This is a genomic window from Acidocella aquatica, assembly GCF_030160635.1.
In the GTDB taxonomy this organism is placed as follows: Bacteria; Pseudomonadota; Alphaproteobacteria; order Acetobacterales; family Acetobacteraceae; genus Acidocella; species Acidocella aquatica.
On record NZ_BSOS01000067.1, the window covers coordinates 228,093 to 244,256 of the forward strand.

General features: G+C 63.4%; 16 protein-coding genes, 1 tRNA gene and 1 riboswitch. Of the genes, 8 read left to right on the plus strand and 9 right to left on the minus strand.

The genetic code is table 11. The features are described 5' to 3' along the window. Positions 1-9: 9 nt before the first annotated feature. The 5 genes from rodA to QQJ84_RS12010 all read right to left on the minus strand — a co-directional run bounded on the left by rodA (position 10) and on the right by QQJ84_RS12010 (position 5,288). Complete coding sequence (rodA, locus tag QQJ84_RS11990; RefSeq protein ID WP_284258442.1) at positions 10-1,164, minus strand: rod shape-determining protein RodA; 1,155 nt, start codon at positions 1,162-1,164, stop codon at positions 10-12. Next, positions 1,161-3,023, minus strand: coding sequence for a penicillin-binding protein 2 (gene mrdA, locus QQJ84_RS11995; RefSeq protein WP_284258443.1), 1,863 nt, complete (start codon positions 3,021-3,023; stop codon positions 1,161-1,163). The genes rodA and mrdA overlap by 4 nt, the downstream gene beginning before the upstream one ends. Positions 3,024-3,074: 51 nt before the next feature. Next, the gene (locus tag QQJ84_RS12000) at positions 3,075-3,599 is read right to left on the minus strand and encodes a rod shape-determining protein MreD (protein ID WP_284258444.1); all 525 of its coding nucleotides are present in this window, start codon (positions 3,597-3,599) and stop codon (positions 3,075-3,077) included. 3 nt (positions 3,600-3,602) lie between these two features. Next, a complete protein-coding gene (gene mreC / locus QQJ84_RS12005; protein ID WP_284258445.1) occupies positions 3,603-4,490 on the minus strand; it encodes a rod shape-determining protein MreC in 888 nt (295 codons plus the stop codon). A 105-nt stretch (positions 4,491-4,595) separates the two neighbouring features. Further along, positions 4,596-5,288 (minus strand): YggS family pyridoxal phosphate-dependent enzyme, encoded by a 693-nt coding sequence (locus QQJ84_RS12010; protein ID WP_284258446.1) that lies wholly within the window; start codon positions 5,286-5,288, stop codon positions 4,596-4,598. Between QQJ84_RS12010 and QQJ84_RS12015 the strand changes: the two genes are divergently transcribed. From QQJ84_RS12015 to QQJ84_RS12030, 4 genes are all read left to right on the plus strand, one after another. Continuing rightward, positions 5,287-5,883: a thiamine phosphate synthase gene (locus QQJ84_RS12015; RefSeq protein WP_284258447.1), complete on the plus strand. Its 597-nt coding sequence runs from the start codon at positions 5,287-5,289 to the stop codon at positions 5,881-5,883. The genes QQJ84_RS12010 and QQJ84_RS12015 overlap by 2 nt on opposite strands. A 317-nt stretch (positions 5,884-6,200) precedes the next feature. Beyond that, on the plus strand, positions 6,201-7,523 hold the full coding sequence (locus QQJ84_RS12020) for a porin family protein (protein WP_284258448.1): 1,323 nt from the start codon (positions 6,201-6,203) through the stop codon (positions 7,521-7,523). A gap of 177 nt (positions 7,524-7,700) precedes the next feature. Then, on the plus strand, positions 7,701-8,234 hold the full coding sequence (locus tag QQJ84_RS12025; protein WP_408862074.1) for a DUF3576 domain-containing protein: 534 nt from the start codon (positions 7,701-7,703) through the stop codon (positions 8,232-8,234). A 310-nt stretch (positions 8,235-8,544) separates the two neighbouring features. Next, positions 8,545-8,775 (plus strand): hypothetical protein, encoded by a 231-nt coding sequence (locus QQJ84_RS12030; RefSeq protein ID WP_284258450.1) that lies wholly within the window; start codon positions 8,545-8,547, stop codon positions 8,773-8,775. A 37-nt stretch (positions 8,776-8,812) separates the two neighbouring features. On the opposite strand, the gene QQJ84_RS12035 is transcribed toward QQJ84_RS12030, so the two are convergent. After that, on the minus strand, positions 8,813-9,277 hold the full coding sequence (locus QQJ84_RS12035) for a hypothetical protein (RefSeq protein WP_284258451.1): 465 nt from the start codon (positions 9,275-9,277) through the stop codon (positions 8,813-8,815). 92 nt (positions 9,278-9,369) lie between these two features. After that, the gene (gene metZ, locus QQJ84_RS12040; RefSeq protein ID WP_284258452.1) at positions 9,370-10,557 is read right to left on the minus strand and encodes an O-succinylhomoserine sulfhydrylase; all 1,188 of its coding nucleotides are present in this window, start codon (positions 10,555-10,557) and stop codon (positions 9,370-9,372) included. 49 nt (positions 10,558-10,606) lie between these two features. Continuing rightward, positions 10,607-10,704: riboswitch (SAM riboswitch) on the minus strand. A 123-nt stretch (positions 10,705-10,827) separates the two neighbouring features. Between metZ and QQJ84_RS12045 the strand changes: the two genes are divergently transcribed. Then, positions 10,828-11,919, plus strand: a complete 1,092-nt coding sequence (locus tag QQJ84_RS12045) for a Zn-dependent alcohol dehydrogenase (RefSeq protein WP_284258453.1) — start codon at positions 10,828-10,830, stop codon at positions 11,917-11,919. A gap of 201 nt (positions 11,920-12,120) precedes the next feature. Then, positions 12,121-12,194 (plus strand) — tRNA-Gly (locus tag QQJ84_RS12050). A gap of 337 nt (positions 12,195-12,531) precedes the next feature. On the opposite strand, the gene QQJ84_RS12055 is transcribed toward QQJ84_RS12050, so the two are convergent. Then, positions 12,532-13,428: a LysR family transcriptional regulator gene (locus QQJ84_RS12055; protein ID WP_284258606.1), complete on the minus strand. Its 897-nt coding sequence runs from the start codon at positions 13,426-13,428 to the stop codon at positions 12,532-12,534. A gap of 17 nt (positions 13,429-13,445) precedes the next feature. Further along, positions 13,446-14,411: a thioredoxin-disulfide reductase gene (trxB, locus tag QQJ84_RS12060; protein ID WP_284258454.1), complete on the minus strand. Its 966-nt coding sequence runs from the start codon at positions 14,409-14,411 to the stop codon at positions 13,446-13,448. A 178-nt stretch (positions 14,412-14,589) separates the two neighbouring features. Here trxB and QQJ84_RS12065 point away from each other — a divergent pair, with 178 nt between their 5' ends. Next, positions 14,590-15,081 (plus strand): Lrp/AsnC family transcriptional regulator, encoded by a 492-nt coding sequence (locus QQJ84_RS12065; protein WP_284258455.1) that lies wholly within the window; start codon positions 14,590-14,592, stop codon positions 15,079-15,081. Further along, on the plus strand, positions 15,074-16,003 hold the full coding sequence (locus QQJ84_RS12070; RefSeq protein ID WP_284258456.1) for a cytochrome c oxidase assembly protein: 930 nt from the start codon (positions 15,074-15,076) through the stop codon (positions 16,001-16,003). Before QQJ84_RS12065 ends, QQJ84_RS12070 begins: the two co-directional genes overlap by 8 nt. The last annotated feature ends 161 nt before the right edge of the window (positions 16,004-16,164 follow it).

Here is a 16,164-nt window from a genome sequence, read left to right on the forward strand (position 1 = left end):
GGCGCCGCCTCAGAACTCCTCGTTGGCAAATTCCACGTCGCGATGCACATGCACCGACATCAGCACGCCAAACCCCAGCATCACCGCCGTCAACGCCGAACCGCCGTAGGAAATCAGCGGCAGCGGCACGCCGCCCACCGGGATCAGCCCCATCACCATCGAGAGATTGACGAAGCAATAGAGGAAGAAATTGGTCCCCACCCCCAGCGCCACCAGCCGCCCGTAGGCATGCGAACACGAAACCGCCGTATAAAACGCCATCGCGATAATGGAGAACAACAGCGCCAGCACCGCCATGCTGCCCAAAAAGCCAAACTCCTCCGCGATGATGGTGAAGACGAAATCAGTTTGCTTCTCAGGTAAAAAATTAAGCTGGTTCTGCGTGCCGTGCAGATAGCCCTGGCCTGCCAGCCCGCCCGAGCCCAGCGCGATTTTTGACTGGATGATGTTATACCCCGCCCCTAGCGGGTCAGAGCCGGGGTTCATGAAGGTGGTGATGCGCGCGCGCTGATAGTCATGCAGGTGGTGATAGAGCACAGGGGCTGCCACCAGCATCACGCCCAGCACAATCGCGAATTTCCACCAGCGCACCCCCGCCCCCAGCAACACCGTGACGCCGATCATCGCGGTGATCACGGCGGTGCCCAGGTTTGGCTCCTTCAATATCAGCCCGACGGGGAGCAAAATCGCCGCCGCCGCCGGCAGCAGGAACAACGCCTCGTTCAACCGCTCCTGCGTGGCGCGGCGGAAATAGGCCGCCAGCCCGAGGGTGAGAAACAGCTTCATCAGCTCGCTCGGCTGAATTTCCATGCCCCCCACGCTCATCCATCGCTTGGCGCCAAGCCCGGTATGGCCAAATTTCATCACCACCAGCAACAGCACCACCCCCAGCGCATAGGCCGGCCAGGAGATTTTGGCGATCTGGCGGATATCCACCATGGCGATCCCCAGCATCAGGGCCAGCGCGCCGATGAAGCGGAAAAGCTGGCTGTTGGCATAGGGCACCGGCGCGCCCCCGGCGGCGGAATACAGCGCGGTATACCCCACCCCCGCGAGCAGGCAGACGCAGAGCACGAACAGCCAGTTGATCCGCAGGAATTTGCGCATCAGGCCGAAGGAGCGGTCCCGGAAGGGGCGCAGGGGCGCGATCCGCTCGGGGATCATGAGGGTGCAACCCCCGCCGCCCCGCCTAGCGGCACATCCCGCCCGGCGGGGTCATGGGTGAGCGCATAGGTCATCATGTCCTGCGCGATGGGCGCTGCCGTCTGCGCGCCAAAATTGCCATGCTCGATCACCACGGCCACCGCATAGCGCGGATTGTCATACGGCGCGAAGCCGACGAAGAGCGCGTTCGGCCGTTGTTCCCAGGCCATGGTGAGATCATTGAACCCTTTCTGCTTCTCGGCCGCTGTATTGGTATGCACCTGGGCGGTGCCGGTCTTGCCCGCCATCTGCACGTTTGGCAGCGTGAGCCGGGCGCCATAGGCCGTGCCCGCCGGGGTGTTGACCACCTCGAACAAGCCCTGGCGGATGGTGGCCAGATGCCCCGCGTCAACCTCGAGCACCGGCCAGTCGCCGGGGTCGGAGCCGTCCTGCAGCTGCCCCCCGATCCGCCGCGTGATATGCGGACCGACCGCGCTGCCGGTTGCCACCCGCGCGATCATCGTCGCCAGCGCCAGCGGGGTGAGCTGGGTGTAGCCCTGGCCGATGCCCTGCACCACGGTGCTGCCCTCGACCCAGTGAATCCCCCGCCGGCGCGCCCAATCCAGCGTCGGCACCAGCCCCGGCGAGGCATTGGGCAGATCCACCCCCAGATCGGTGCCCAGCCCCATCGTGGTGGCCATGTCCGCGATCCGGTCGATCCCCACCTTCAGCGCCACCTGATAGAAAAACACGTCGCAGCTCACCTGCAACGCCGTGGTCACGGTGATCGAGCCATGGGCCACATGATTGTCGCACCAGAACACATGGTCGCCGAGCTTGAAAAAACCCGGGCAGGTCAAAATAGTGTCCGCCGAGAGGGTGCCGGCCTTCATCGCCGCCAGCGCCACTGTGGGCTTGAAGGTGGAGCCGGGCGCGAACAGGCCGGAGATCACCTTGTTTTGCAACGGGTCGCCGGCATCGGCCATCCAGGCGTTCCAGGTGGCGGATGGCACGCCCTTGTCAAACAGCGAGGGGTCGAACGAGGGGCTGCTCGCCATCGCCAGAATCTCACCCGTATTGGCATCGAGCATCACCACCGCCCCGGTCTGGTTTGCCAGCCGCTGCACCGCCAGCGCCTGCAACCCGGCATCCAGCGCCAGCGCCACCGTCTGCCCCGGCGTGCCCGGATCGTGCGCCACCTGGCGCACCACCTGGCCATGCACATTGGTCTCGGTCTGTACAAAGCCCGGCACCCCGCGCAACACCCCGTCCTGCCCCGCCTCCGCCCCGGTGCGGCCGATGCGGATGCCGGGCAATGAGAGCACCGGATCGGCCGCCGCCTCGCGCGCATTGGGCCGCGCCACATAGCCCACGGCATGCGCCAGCCCCGGGCCGAACGGATAGGAACGGCTGGCCCCCACCTCCACGACAACCCCCGGCAGGTCCGGCGTGTTCACCTCCAGCGCCGCCATGTCCGGCCAGTCCAGGTAATCCTTCAGCAGCACCGGAATATAGCCGGGCCGGTGCGCCAGCTCGGCGGCGATGCGCGCCTTCTCGTCATCGGGCAGCGGCACCAGCCGGTAGAAATTATCCAGCACCGCCTGCGGGTCGGGCGCCAGCGCCTGCATGAACAGCGCCCGCCAATGTTGCTCGTTGCCCGCCAGTATGGTGCCGAAACGGTCGGTGATCAGCCCGCGGATCGGCGCTTCCAGCCGCTCGGAAATGGAGTTCTGCTCGGCCAGCAGCGCGTATTTTCCATGTTTGGCGACCTGCAGATTATACAGCCGCCCCGCGATGGCGCCAAAAATGCCGAGCTGCGCCGTGCCGATGAGCAGCGCGCGGCGGTTAAAGGCCGCGCGGTCCTTGGTCTCACGCTTCATGGCACGCACCGCCCGCCCGAACGTGCAAATTCCGAACGCGAAAATCCAGCATTACGCCAGTTCAGCCGCCGCCGCGCCGCGATGCGCACGGATGAAAAACGCCGCCAGCGCCGGGTAGAGCAACACCGCGAAGCCGCTTTGCGTCAGCACCGGCCGCACCGGCAACACGTCCAGCCCGAGCAGCGATTCCACCCCCCAGGCCAGCACGAACAACCCCGCGGCAAAGCCCGAAAAAACCAGCCAGGTGAACAAAAACCCCTGCGGCGCCAACTGGCGGCGCAGCGCCAGAACCCCGCCATGCAGCAGCAGCAGCAGCAGCGCCCACATGCCGAGCGGCGAGAAACCCAGCAGGTCGAGCAGCAGCCCGCTTACCATCACCACCGGCGCCGGCAGCGAGGAGGGCCGGTACAACGACCAGAAAAATACACAGGCCACCGCATACACCGGGCGCAACTGCGCCTGGGCGGGCAGGCCAAAATTCAGGCCGAGCAAAAACAGCCCCGCTACGATGCTGCCAAAGGGAACCGCGTAACGCGCCGCTGCATCCAGCCGGCGCCAGAGGCTTTGCCGCCGCATCCGCTATTTTTTCCGGTGATGCGCGATGGCGGCGGGTTTGGCCTTCGTATGCGCGATCGGTGTCAGCACCGGCAGGTTGTCGGGGTAGCTGAACAGCCGCAGCAGGCGCAGCGAGTCCAGATCCGCCAGCGGCAGCACCACCGGGTCGTTCTGCGCGTTGTAATGCACCACGCCAACCGGCAGCCCGGGCGGGAACGCGCCGCCAACCGCGCTGGTCAGCACCATCGCGCCTTCGGCGGGCGGCTGGCCGGGCGCCCAATAGAGCAGCGCCGGGGTGGGGCCGTTGGTGCCGGTCATCAGCGCCGGCGCGCCGTTTGTGCCCAGCGCCACGGGTATCCGGCTGTTGATATCGGTGATGAGCAAAACCCGCGCCGAGCGGCTCCCCGCCTCGACCACGCGCCCGGCAACCCCGCGCCCATCCATGGCAACCGCCCCGATGAGCGGCACCGGGCTGGCGGCACGGGGCAGCACCACGAGCACCGAGCGGTCATAAACCCCGCCCAGATCAGCCACCACATCGCCGGTGAAAAACGCCGGGGCGTCGGCGGGGGTGTAGTTCAGCGTGGCCTTCAGCGCGTCATTCTGCGCTTCCAGCGCCATCGCCACCGCCTGCCATTGCAGCAATTTCGCGTTTTCCGCCCGCAATTGCGCATTTTCGGCGCTCAGCGAAAACAGATGCCCGATCGCCCCGGTGCCGCTCTCCGCCGCCTGGATCGGCGCCGCGAACACGCCGTATACCGGCGCCAGAACATCATCGAGCCCGGTGCGCAGCTCCCCGGAAATTCCCTGATCGGCACGGCCAATGAGCACGACGCCAAAGGACAGCATCAGCATCACCGGAAATGTGAGCCGCGACACAGCCTGCCGGAACGGGACCGATAATCTGATCACCGGGGTTGCTCTCCACAAGAATTGCTAAATCCAGAGTTGGCATTACAGGCAAATTAACCAGACGCACAGGGTCAGGGGCGCCGATTCGCGCGGCCTGAGCAAGATTTAATGATGTGTTGCCGGAATCACGCCAGGAGGCACCGGGCGGGCGCCGAAGATCGCCGTGCCGACGCGCACATGCGTGGCCCCGGCGGCAATTGCGATCTCGAAATCGCCGGACATGCCCATCGAGCGCACCGCCAGCCCATGCGCATCGGCCATCGCGGCCAGGCGTTTGAAATAGGGCAGCGGGTCCACCCCCTCGGGCGGAATGCACATCAACCCCTTCAGCGCCGCGCCAAAGCGCGCCCGGCTGGCCTTTATAAAACCATCCGCCGCCGCCAAGGGCACGCCCGCCTTCTGCGGCTCGTCACCTATGTTCACCTGCACCAGCAGCTCCGGCAGCCGCCCGGCAGCCGCAGCCGCCTTGGCGATGGCATCGCTGAGGCGTTCGCGGTCCAGGCTGTCGATCGCATCGGCAAGGCGCACCGCATGCGCCGCCTTGTTGGTCTGCAACGCGCCGATCAGGTGCAGCTTCGCGCCGGGGATGGGGAATTTCTCCTCCGCCTCCTGCACCTTGTTCTCGCCGAACACCGCCTGCCCCGCCGCCAGCGCGGCCAGCACCGCCGCGCGCGGGTGGGTTTTGCTCACCGCGATCAGCGTCACATCCGCAGGGTCGCGCCCCGCCGCGCGCGCGGCGGCGGCGATGCGGGCATGAATGTTTTCCAGGTTCGCCGCGATCATCGTAAGGTCAGCCATGGATGCACGGTTAATCGCCTGGGGCCGGAGGGTAAAGCGGATTTCTGGCCCGCCGCCGCTCTGGCTGTTCACCGACCCGGCGCGGATGCCGGATCTGCTGGCGGTGGTCCGCGCCCTGCCGCCCCGGCTGTGCGGCGTGGTGTTCCGCCACGACACCGCGCCAGACCGCGCCGCGCTGGGCGCAAAACTCGCGGCACTCTGCCGGGCGCGCCACATCGCCCTGGTGGTGGCGGGCGATGCGCGGCTCGCGGCCAGCTTAAAAGCCGGGGTGCATCTGCGCGGCGGCCGGCGCGGCGGGGTTTTGCCCCTGCCACGCCGCGCGCTTGTCACCGCCTCGGCCCATAATCAGGCGCAACTGCACCGGGCGCGGCAGGCCGGTGCGCAAATCATCTTCATCTCCCCGGTTTTCCCCACTGCCAGCCACCCCGGGGCCGCCGCGCTTGGCAATTTGGGCTTCCAAACCCTGGCGCGCCGGGCGGGTAGAGCAAAAGCGTTCGCCCTGGGGGGAATTAATGGATATTCCATCCACCGGCTGGGAAAAACCTGCCCCGGCGGCGGCGCGATTGAGGCGTTTTTACTGCCCGGCAAAGAATAAAATTATAAAAGCGATATTGTAGATAGTATTAGTATAAAGACATTCATTAAAATGTCACATTCATAAAAATGTCTTGATTTCTCCACTGAACTTTCGATTCATATTTAACAGTATTGTAATATACATGTGGCGTTTCCGCCACAGTTGCCATGAAATGCCGGAACATCACGGTTCCGAGATTGCGTCAGCGCCGGGATGTGGCTTTTAAGGGGCCATCAGGGTGGCCTGCCTGCGGGCGGCGCCGCTCAGACCCTGGGGTTTAAAGCCCGTCATATTTGTTTCCCGCCGGGTTACCGGCTCAACGAGAAGGATATTTCATGCGCAAGTTACTCCTGGCCTCCGCGGCCTCGATGGGCGCTCTGCTCGCCGCCACCTCCGGCGCCATGGCGCAGCCGGTCAAGCCGGTCGCCGCAGGCACCGTCGCCGTGCATCTTAACGGCTATCTGCAGTTCGAAATCGGCGCGCAGGGCTCCACCTTCAACACGGTCGGCGGCAACAAGCTGAACACGGTCGCCACTGACGGTGAAGTCCGCCTGTATCCTGGTTTCGACGGGCAGACGATTGAAGGCATCGACTACGGCGTCCAGGTCGAACTGCGGACCTCCGCCACCAACGCCGGCAAGGGCGTTAACAGCAATGCCACCGCCTCCAACGGCAACGGCACCGGCGGCCTCTATGTTCGCCGCGCCTATGGCTACCTCGGCACCCCGGATGCCGGCTTCGTGCGCTTCGGCCAGACCGACAGCGTTTACGGCCTGATGCAGAACGGCGTGCTTGAAGCCTACGGCGACGGCAACCAGTGGCCTGCTGACGGTGGCCCGGTTTCCATCCTGCCGACCCATGCCGTTCCTGGCCAGTTCATCTATGCCGACCAGGGCGCTCTGTATGCCACCGACAAGATCGTCTACATCTCCCCGGCCTACACTGACCCGCTACTGGGCGGCGCCGCCAACGCCGGCATCGGCTTCGAGCCCAGCTCCAACGGGTTCAAACAAGGCTACGCCAACTGCACCGTCGCCGGCTCGACCTGCTCGGCGCTGACGGCCTCTTCCACGCCTGGCGACGTCAACGGCACACGCCGCAAGGACACGGTCGACGTGATGGCGCAATACCTGCTGAAGGCTGACGGCTTTGCCAGCAAGTTCTCCGGCGGCTACCTGCACGGCTCGCCGGTGACCTACAACGGCGTCCCGCAAGAATCCGGCCCGCTGGTGCATGGCTATGACGACCTGAGCGCCTACCAGTTCGGCGCGCAGACCACCTACGCCGGCCTCACCCTGGGCGCCAACGTGAAGGGCGGCGCCATCGAGGATGGCTACGCGATGAAGCCCAAGGGCGCGCGCGATGCCCTCGCCTATATCGTTGGCGCAACTTATGTGATCGGGCCTTATGTGGTCGGCGCCAGCTACTTCAACAGCCAGTCGGCCGGCACCTATGACCCGACCAAGGCCGGGAAGGAAGCCCGTACGCTGAGCGAATACGGCTTCACCGCCGGCGGCAACTATGTGCTCGCCCGCCAGATGAACCTGTTCGTGGAATACATGTACGGCCACGCGCACCAGCCGGGTAACGCCAACCTGAGCGCCATGGGCAATACCCAGGCACAAATCGTCACCGCCGGCGCCACCATCAAGTGGTAATGGCCTGAACGGAATTCGCGCCTGGCCCACTCCGGCAGTCAGGCGCGAACCCTCAGCTAAAAGGGGTGGCGGGCAACCGCCGCCCTTTTTCTTTGGCTAGCGGTTCTGGCCCTTGGCGGATGCGGGCTTGAAGGCTAAACAACCATCAAGTTTCAGGTTTGGAGAGTTCAGTTGCGGATGTTCAAAAAAATCGCCGGCCCCGCCGTGTTGCTCCTCGGCGCAATGGCTCTGACCGGCTGCGGCAAAAACCCGCCCAGCATAGCCGCCGTGAATAACCCTGAAACCTCCAGCCTGCCGGGCGCCATGGCCTCGACCGACTCCAGCTCCTCGGGCACGCTCTTCACCTTCGGCAAGGGCTCCAGCAGCAGCACCGCCCAGGCCACGCAAATCCAGGTCAACGCCTATCTCTGGCGCGCCACGCTCAACACGCTGGCGTTCATGCCTCTGGTCTCGGCCGACCCGTTCGGCGGCGTCATCATCACCGATTGGTACACGCCCCCCGCCACCCCCGGTGAGCGCTTCAAGGTCAATGCCTATATCCTCGGGCGCGAACTCACCGCCGACGCCATCCAGGTCAGCGTGTTCCACCAGACCCAGGAAAATGGGCAGTGGGTTGATACCCCCGCCGACCCCGCCACCGCCGGCGGCCTCGAAGACCGCATCCTCGCCAACGCCGCCAACCTCCAGGCCGCGGCGCAGCACACGAATTAGAGCAATAATCATCTGAACTGAACCTGCCGGTTCAATTCAGATGATTGAAATTGCTCGCTCAAAAAAAGCTAGTGTCCTGCCCCTGAAGTCCGCTGCATCCCGCAGCGGACGGAAGGGACAAGCAGGCCAATGAAAACAAAGCGCAAATTTTTTCTGGGGCACCGGCCCTGATATGCTAGGCTATAGCCTGATCGCACCTAAAGCGATCAGGCTATAGCCTTTTTGCTGAGGGCGATTTACGCATCAGGCCGCTCAAAATGAGCGGGCGTCATGCGATCGCGCTCTCGTAAAAACACGAACGGAGGGTATCATGGAGCTGGAAAACCAAGGCGACCATATCGCATTGCTCGCGTTAATGATCTCCGGCGTGCTCATCCATCGGCTCGACCAGATCGGCCAGCTGGATGAGACAACCGCCCTACATCTGCACAAACTCGTGGCCGGAGTCCGCATTCACGCAAAATCGCGCGGATTGACCGACCTTAACACCCTGTTTGACAATCTCGACCGCACGCTGGCCCATAAACTTCCAAAAGCCTGAAGCCCAAAACCAGCCTCAGCCACTTTGCCGCACCGTGTTACCCCACGGTCACGACAATAACATGCCCCGCGTCGGCTTCGGCCAACGCGGTGTGCAGCGCCGCGATCCCCGCCAGCATCATCTCCCCCGCATCCTCATCCTCTTCCTCGGTGAAGTCCTCATAGGCCTCGCCTAGTTCTTCCTCATCGAAATTATCCGGGTTCAGGGCCTCCAGATATTTATCCTGGTCCTCCGCGGTCATGATAAACACCAGCGCCTGCGAGGCTTCCGCGATCTCGGCCACCGTCTCGTTCTCGCTGGCCTCCAGCTCAATGTCATAATCATCGGAGAGGATCGGCAGCAACACCGAAAAAACCTCGCCATCATAATCAAAATCCGCCACCGAGGTCCCGTTGGCGGCCAAAAACGCCGCCAGCGCCTGCGGATCATCCTCCTGCGCCGCAGCGACCAGATCATTCAGATCCGCACGCGGCAAACGAGTAAAAACAGCAGTGGCCGCCATGCTTATCTCCCAACAATATCGGCGCCAACCTTACCAGGGCGCCGGAGGGTGTTCAATAAGCCAGGCCATGGGGCGCTGCCCCCTGGCCTGGCTTACGAAACCGCTCCCAGCGCCTGGGTCAGGTCGTCGATGATATCGGCTTGGTCTTCGAGGCCGACGGAGAGGCGGATGGTGCCCTCGGTGATGCCGAGGCGGGCGCGTTCCTCGGGGCCGATGCGCATATGGGTGGTTGTGGCCGGGTGGGTTGCGAGTGATTTGGTGTCGCCGAGGTTATTGGAGATGGTGATGATCCTGAATGCGTTCATCAGCGCGAAGGCTGCCGCCTTGCCGCCTTTCAGCTCAAAGGTCACCATGGTGCCGCCGCCGCTCATCTGGCTCATGGCGAGTTCGCGTTGCGGGTGTGAGGCGAGGGTTGGGTAGAGGGCGCGCGAGATTTCCGGGCGTGATTCCAGAAAATTGGCGATGGCTTCGGCGGCGGCTGATTGCGCCTTCACGCGCAGGGCCATGGTTTCCAGCCCCTTGAGGATAACCCATGCATTGAACGGCGAGAGCGCGGGACCGGTGTTGCGGAAGAACGGCTGAAAAACCTCCTCCATCCATTTTTTCGGCCCCAGCACGGCGCCGCCGAGCACGCGGCCTTGGCCGTCCATATGTTTGGTGGCGGAATACACCACCACATCGGCGCCAAATTCGAGCGGGCGCTGCAGCAGCGGGGTGGCGAACACGTTGTCGACCACCACGAGCGCGCCGGCGGCATGGGCCAGGCTGCAAACCGCGCGCAGGTCCACCATGTCGAGCATCGGGTTGGAGGGGGTCTCCAGCAGCACCATGGCGGCGGGGGTGGCGAGGGCCTTGCCCCAGGCGGCCAGGTCGGCGCCGTCAACAAACTCGGTGGTGATGCCGTATTGCGGCAACAAGGTGCTCACGATCCAGTGACAGGAGCCAAACAGCGCGCGCGCCGCGACCACACGGTCCCCCGCCTTCAGCCCGGCCAGCATCGCCGATGAGACCGCCGCCATGCCGGTTGCCGTGCAGCGGCACACATCCGCGCCCTCGATCGCCGCGAGCTTCTGTTCCAGCATGCTCACCGTCGGGTTGGAGAACCGCGAATATTGGTAGTGCTGGATCTGGTTGGCGAACACCGCCTCGGCCATTTCCGCGCTCTCATACACAAAGCCGGAGGTGAGAAAGAGAGCCTCGGCGTTTTCATCTAAATTCGTACGGATACGCCCGGCGTGAATCAGCTTGGTTGCCAACCGCTGGCTATCGGAATCGCTCATCTCAAATCCCCTTGCTTCACAAACATGCCCGGCCACAGGGGAGGTGGCGCATGGCAGCGCCACAGCCTCTTTAGCGCGTTTATTTAATGGCATCCGCTGGGATACCGCCTCGCCGCAATCCGGCCGGACAAATCACGAGGTGAGTTTCCGCCTAAACCCGCCTGCCCGCCCGGTCAATGCCGGTTAGGGGGCCGGTTGCGGGAAACGGCGGCGTCTGCTTGGATGCGGCACCCATAACAACGGTTACAATAAACCAAAAGGAAACGACACATGAAAGCAGCCGTGCTGAACCGCCTGAGCGGCGTTTTTGAGATCGAGGAAATCCAGATTGACTCGCCGCGTGGCCGTGAAGTCCTGGTTGAGGTGAAAGCCTCCGGCCTGTGCCACTCCGACCTGCACATGGCAGAAAGCGATTATGGCATGCCCCTGCCCGCCGTGGCCGGGCATGAGCTGGCAGGCATCGTGCGCGAGCTTGGGCCGGATGTGCGCGGCCTGGCGGTGGGGGACCATGTGGTCGGCTCGCTCATCCAGTTCTGCGGCCATTGCGACGCCTGCCTCGGCGGGCGCACCTACCAGTGCGAACACCCCGAGGAGACCGTGCGCGGGCCAACCGATGCCCCGCGCCTGAGCCGCGACGGCCAGCAGGTGTACGCCACTTTCGGCACCGCCGCCTTCGCCGCCTTCTCCCTGGTGCATGAAAACCAGCTGGTGAAGGTGCCCAAGGAACTCCCCTTTCCGCAGGCCTGCATCCTCGGCTGCGGCACCGTCACCGGCGCCGGGGCCGCGATTAACACCGCCAATGTGCAGGCGGGGGACACCGTCGCCGTCTTCGGTGCCGGCGGCGTCGGCCTCAATGTCATCTCCGGCGCGAAGCTCGCGGGCGCCACGCGCATTATCGCCATCGACACGCAACCCAAAAAAGAAGAACTGGCCCGCAAATTCGGCGCCACCGACTTCGTCAACCCGGCGGATGGCGACCCGGTGGCCGCCGTGCGCGCGCTCACGGGCGGCGGGGTGCATCACGCCTTCGAGGTCATCGGCCTGAAGGCCACCACCGAACAGGCCATTAAAATGGTGCGTCTGGGCGGCGGTGTGTATCTCATCGGGGTGCACAAACCAGGCTCGACCATCACCATCGATGTGCTGGCCGACATGGCCTACAGCCAGGCCACCATCAAGGCCGTGTATATGGGCTCCACCAACATCCGCCACGATATCCCGATGTACGCTAACCTCTACCTCCAGGGCCGCTTCAACCTCGACGACCTGATCTCCAGGGAAATCAATATCTCCGAGATCAACGCCGCCTATAAGGAGCTGAAAACCGGCGCCATCGCGCGCAGTGTCATCACCTCGTTCTAAATCAATGAAATTGATCGTAAAACATAAGGTAGAGTGCGATCGTTTGAGGTTCGCTCAACCGAGCGAGCCGAAAGCGTGAATCGCCCTCAGAAAAACGGCCAGAGCCTGATCGCACTTAAAGCGACCAGGCTCTAGCCACGCCACTACGCGCCGGGCCGCGCTTGCGCAGTCCGGCGCGGCAGATTATGTGTGCGCTCATGGGCGGGTATGATGTAATGGTAGCCTGTTAGCTTCCCAAGCTTGATGCGCGGGTTCGATTCCCGCTACCCGCTCCAAATTCCTTGAACACCGGCGGCGCCTGCCACAAAAAAAGACCCGCGGCCAATGGGCCAGCGGGTCAAGTCAACAGGGAGGCTTCACGTCTGGGAGACGTCGGGACCAAGGTCCCAATCCAGCCCTCTCGGGCTGAACGATGTCCGGCTCGCACCGAACAATGTTGTATATAAGCCACAATCAAAAAATATTTAAGTGTTAATTTGGTAATGTAGGGGATTTTTGTAACCACCGATTGCGAGTCAGCCCCGCGCCAGATGCATAATGGTGAATCAACGCACAAAAAACCGGCCATAACCGCCGCTTTTCGCGGCAGCACGGCCGGTTCATATCCCCAGGTCAGGACTTCTGGATATTACGTTCCGAGATGCTGTTTATCAGAAAATCACGGAAAACCGAGACGCGCTTGCTGTTGCGCAGCTCCTCCGGGTACACGAAATACATCTCATTGGCCGGCTTCTTCAGCTCCGGCAGCACGTTCACCAGCCCGGTCTGGTCCTGCACCAGATAATCGGGCACCGCGCCAACACCCATGCCATTGCGGATGCAGACCAGCATCGCCTGCAGCGAGTTCACCTCCAAAACGCCCCGGCGCGGCGTGCCGTCCTTGCGGCCGACCTCGGCCAGCCAGTTCACATCGGGCACCGGCGGCTTGCGGTCACCGAACAATATCAGCTTGTGGTGGTCGAGGTCTTCCACGCTTTGCGGCGTGCCGTTGGCTTTCAGATATTCCGTCGAAGCCCAGATCTGGCTGCGGATTTCGCCCAGATGGCGCTGCACCAGGTCGGGCTGGCGCGGCGGATGCATGCGGATGGCCACATCGGCCTCGCGCATCGCCAGATCCAGATCGGTGTCATCGAGCAGCAGCGTCACGGTCACATCAGGGTGCGCTGCAAGGAAGGTTTTCAGCCGCGGCGCCAGCCAGGTCACGCCAAAGCTGTGCGTTGTGGTCACCTTCAGCCGCCCGGCCGGTTTTTCCTTGCTTTCGGCCAGCAGCGCCTCGGTCATCGCCAGCTTGGCGAACACCTCGCGCACGGTGCGGTTCAGCGCCTCGCCCTGTTCGGTGAGGATCAATCCGCGCGCATGGCGGTGGAACAGCGGCACCGAGAGCGCCTCCTCCAGCGCCGAAATCTGGCGCGATACTGCTGATTGGCTAAGGTTCAGCGTATCGCCCGCATGGGTGAAGCTGCCCGCTTCCGCCACCGCGTGGAACACCCGCAGCTTGTCCCAATCCATTTTTTGTCCGGTCATTTTTATGCTGCCTCACTGACATGCTGGGGTAACTGCGCCAGATATTTCTCCGCCTCCAGGGCTGCCATGCAGCCGGTCCCGGCGGCGGTCACTGCCTGGCGGAAAATTTTGTCCTGTACATCGCCCGCTGCGAAAACACCCGGCACCGAGGTCTCGGTGCTGCCGGGTTTCGTGATGATGAAACCTTCGGCGTCGGTGTTCACCTGCCCGCCGAACACCGCCGTGGCGGGCGAATGGCCGATGGCGATGAACACGCCGTCCACGCTGATCTCCTGCGCAACGCCGGTCTTCACATTGCGCAGCCGCGCGCCGGTAACAACAGCCGGGCTGCCGCCGCCCAAAATCTCATCCACCGCATGGTCCCAGATCACGGTGATCTTCGGGTTGGCGAACAGCCGGTCCTGCAAAATCTTCTCGGCGCGGAAACTGTCGCGCCGGTGCACCAGGGTCACATGGCTGGCGTGGTGGGTGAGGTAGAGCGCCTCCTCCACCGCCGTGTTGCCGCCGCCGACCACGGCGACCTTTTTGCCGCGGTAGAAAAACCCGTCGCAGGTGGCGCAGGCGGAAACCCCGGCGCCCTGGTAGATCTTCTCCGAATCCAGCCCCAGCCAGCGCGCCTGCGCCCCGGTCGCGATCACCACGGCATCCGCCACGAACTCCACCCCGGCATCCGACCACGCGCGATAAGGCCGGGTGGCGAAATCCACCTTGGTGATAATGTCGTAGATGACCTCGGTGCCGACATGCACGGCCTGTTTTTCCATCTGCTCCATCAGCCAGGGACCCTGGATGGTCTCGGCAAATCCGGGATAATTCTCCACATCCGTGGTAATCGTCAGCTGCCCGCCGGGCTGCAGCCCGGCCACCATCACCGGCGCCAGATTGGCGCGCGCCGCATAAATCGCCGCCGTGTAACCGGCCGGCCCCGCGCCGATGATTAGTATGCGGGTTTTCCTCACCTCAGCCATTCTCGTTTGTCATCCACTTTATATAAGAATCAGGAATGCAGCATATCTGTTGACTTCGCGCCGATACAAGCGCGCGTTTATGGTTCGGGTCACAGAAGTTGGCAATTTCCACCCATGGTCAAATGAATTTGTGTAATTATATTGCGCAGAACCATCTGCGATAGTTTTAGGACAAACCATGCCGCGCGACCCCGACCCGATCCAGCTCGACGAAATCGACCGCAAGATCATCGCCGAACTGCAGGAGGACGGCCGCATGACCAATGTGGAGCTGGCCAGGCGCACCGGCATCTCGCCGCCGCCCTGCCTGCGCCGCGTGCGCCGGCTGGAGGAGGCGGGCTTCATCCAGGGCTACCACGCCCGCACCGATGGCCAGAAGCTCGGCTGGCAGATCGCCTTCTTCGTCATCGTCGGGCTTGAGAGCCAGAAACAGGCGGTGCTGGATGGGTTCGAGGCCCTGGTCGCCACCTGGCCCGAGGTGCGCGAATGCCACATGATCCGCGGCGGCGGCGATTTTCTGCTCAAGCTGGTGGCGCGCGACGCCGCGCACGAAAACCAGCTCACCGCCCGGCTCACCGGGGCCGCGCATGTCGCCCGGGTGCAGACGCTGCAAACAATCCGCACCAGCCGCGACCTCGCGGGCGTACCGATGGACCGTTCAAATGGTTGATTTTCTGATCCTGCTGGCCGCCCTCATCGTTGACCTGCTGTGCCGCTATGTTCCGGCGCATCTGCCCTATCTGTTCCCCTTCGTCTTCAACGCGCCGGTGTTCCTCGGCTGCTGGTTCATGCTGCTGTGGTATCTGCGCGGCATGGCCCGCATCGCGCCGGCGGAAAAACCCGGCCGCCTGCGCCAATGGTTCTTCCTGCTCGGCCTCGGCAGCATTTATTTCGTGCTGCAAACGCATTTTGAATACATCTCGCAGCATATGTTCTTCCTCAACCGCATCCAGGCGGTCACCATCGGCATGGCGGCGCCCTTTGGCATCGCCATCGGCTGGATGCCCGAGGTGCTGCGCCTTGGTATCCCGCCCTGGCTGCTGCGCGCCTGCCAGAGCCGGATTGTGTATAAATTTGGCCGCGTGCTCGCCCACCCGCTGCCCGCCATGGCGATTTTCCTCATCACCACCGATGTCTGGCTGATCCCCGCCGTGCATTTCGCGGCCATGATCAACCCGCTCCTCTACGCGGTGATGAACATCTCCTGCCTGCTCGGCGGCCTGCTGTTCTGGCTCGTGGTGCTGGACCCACGGCCAAAACCCGCCGCGCGCTTCTCCTACCTCGCCCGCGCCGCCGCCGGCTTCCTGGTGATGTTCCCGCAGATCGCCGTCAGCTCCTACATCGCGCTGAGCACGGATGATCTGTACTCTTTTTACACACTTTGCGGCCGTCTCTTCCCCTCCATTTCCCCGCTTTATGACCAAATGCTGGGCGGGCTGATCCAGTGGATACCCCCCGGCATGCTCAACACCGCTGCCCTGCTCATCAGCCTCAACGCGCTGCGCCTCTCCGACATCAAGGCCGAAAAAACCTTTGTCCCGCCTCCCGGCGCGAAGATTTACGAAGCCAAATGGACCGGGCAGAGAAAATGACCACCCCGAAATAAGGTTTTTTGTTGCGCCGCAACATGATTTTTGCCGCCCGCGCGATACCAGCGCAGCCCAGCTTTGAAATTTTGGACCAAGTTCCCGGCTTGATTTGATCTATGACAATCCCTCCCCGAGCGTGAGCGGCTAAAGCCCGCTCACATCAA

What these genes read in the sequence shown, in the direction of transcription:
- rodA (WP_284258442.1), bottom strand. Translation starts at nt 1,164, where the DNA reads ATGATCCCCGAGCGGATCGCGCCCCTGCGCCCCTTCCGGGACCGCTCC.
- mrdA (WP_284258443.1), bottom strand. Translation starts at nt 3,023, where the DNA reads ATGAAGCGTGAGACCAAGGACCGCGCGGCCTTTAACCGCCGCGCGCTG.
- QQJ84_RS12000 (WP_284258444.1), bottom strand. Translation starts at nt 3,599, where the DNA reads ATGCGGCGGCAAAGCCTCTGGCGCCGGCTGGATGCAGCGGCGCGTTAC.
- QQJ84_RS12015 (WP_284258447.1), top strand. Translation starts at nt 5,287, where the DNA reads ATGGATGCACGGTTAATCGCCTGGGGCCGGAGGGTAAAGCGGATTTCT.
- QQJ84_RS12010 (WP_284258446.1), bottom strand. Translation starts at nt 5,288, where the DNA reads ATGGCTGACCTTACGATGATCGCGGCGAACCTGGAAAACATTCATGCC.
- QQJ84_RS12020 (WP_284258448.1), top strand. Translation starts at nt 6,201, where the DNA reads ATGCGCAAGTTACTCCTGGCCTCCGCGGCCTCGATGGGCGCTCTGCTC.
- QQJ84_RS12025 (WP_408862074.1), top strand. Translation starts at nt 7,701, where the DNA reads ATGTTCAAAAAAATCGCCGGCCCCGCCGTGTTGCTCCTCGGCGCAATG.
- QQJ84_RS12030 (WP_284258450.1), top strand. Translation starts at nt 8,545, where the DNA reads ATGGAGCTGGAAAACCAAGGCGACCATATCGCATTGCTCGCGTTAATG.
- QQJ84_RS12035 (WP_284258451.1), bottom strand. Translation starts at nt 9,277, where the DNA reads ATGGCGGCCACTGCTGTTTTTACTCGTTTGCCGCGTGCGGATCTGAAT.
- metZ (WP_284258452.1), bottom strand. Translation starts at nt 10,557, where the DNA reads ATGAGCGATTCCGATAGCCAGCGGTTGGCAACCAAGCTGATTCACGCC.
- QQJ84_RS12045 (WP_284258453.1), top strand. Translation starts at nt 10,828, where the DNA reads ATGAAAGCAGCCGTGCTGAACCGCCTGAGCGGCGTTTTTGAGATCGAG.
- QQJ84_RS12055 (WP_284258606.1), bottom strand. Translation starts at nt 13,428, where the DNA reads ATGGATTGGGACAAGCTGCGGGTGTTCCACGCGGTGGCGGAAGCGGGC.
- trxB (WP_284258454.1), bottom strand. Translation starts at nt 14,411, where the DNA reads ATGGCTGAGGTGAGGAAAACCCGCATACTAATCATCGGCGCGGGGCCG.
- QQJ84_RS12065 (WP_284258455.1), top strand. Translation starts at nt 14,590, where the DNA reads ATGCCGCGCGACCCCGACCCGATCCAGCTCGACGAAATCGACCGCAAG.
- QQJ84_RS12070 (WP_284258456.1), top strand. Translation starts at nt 15,074, where the DNA reads ATGGTTGATTTTCTGATCCTGCTGGCCGCCCTCATCGTTGACCTGCTG.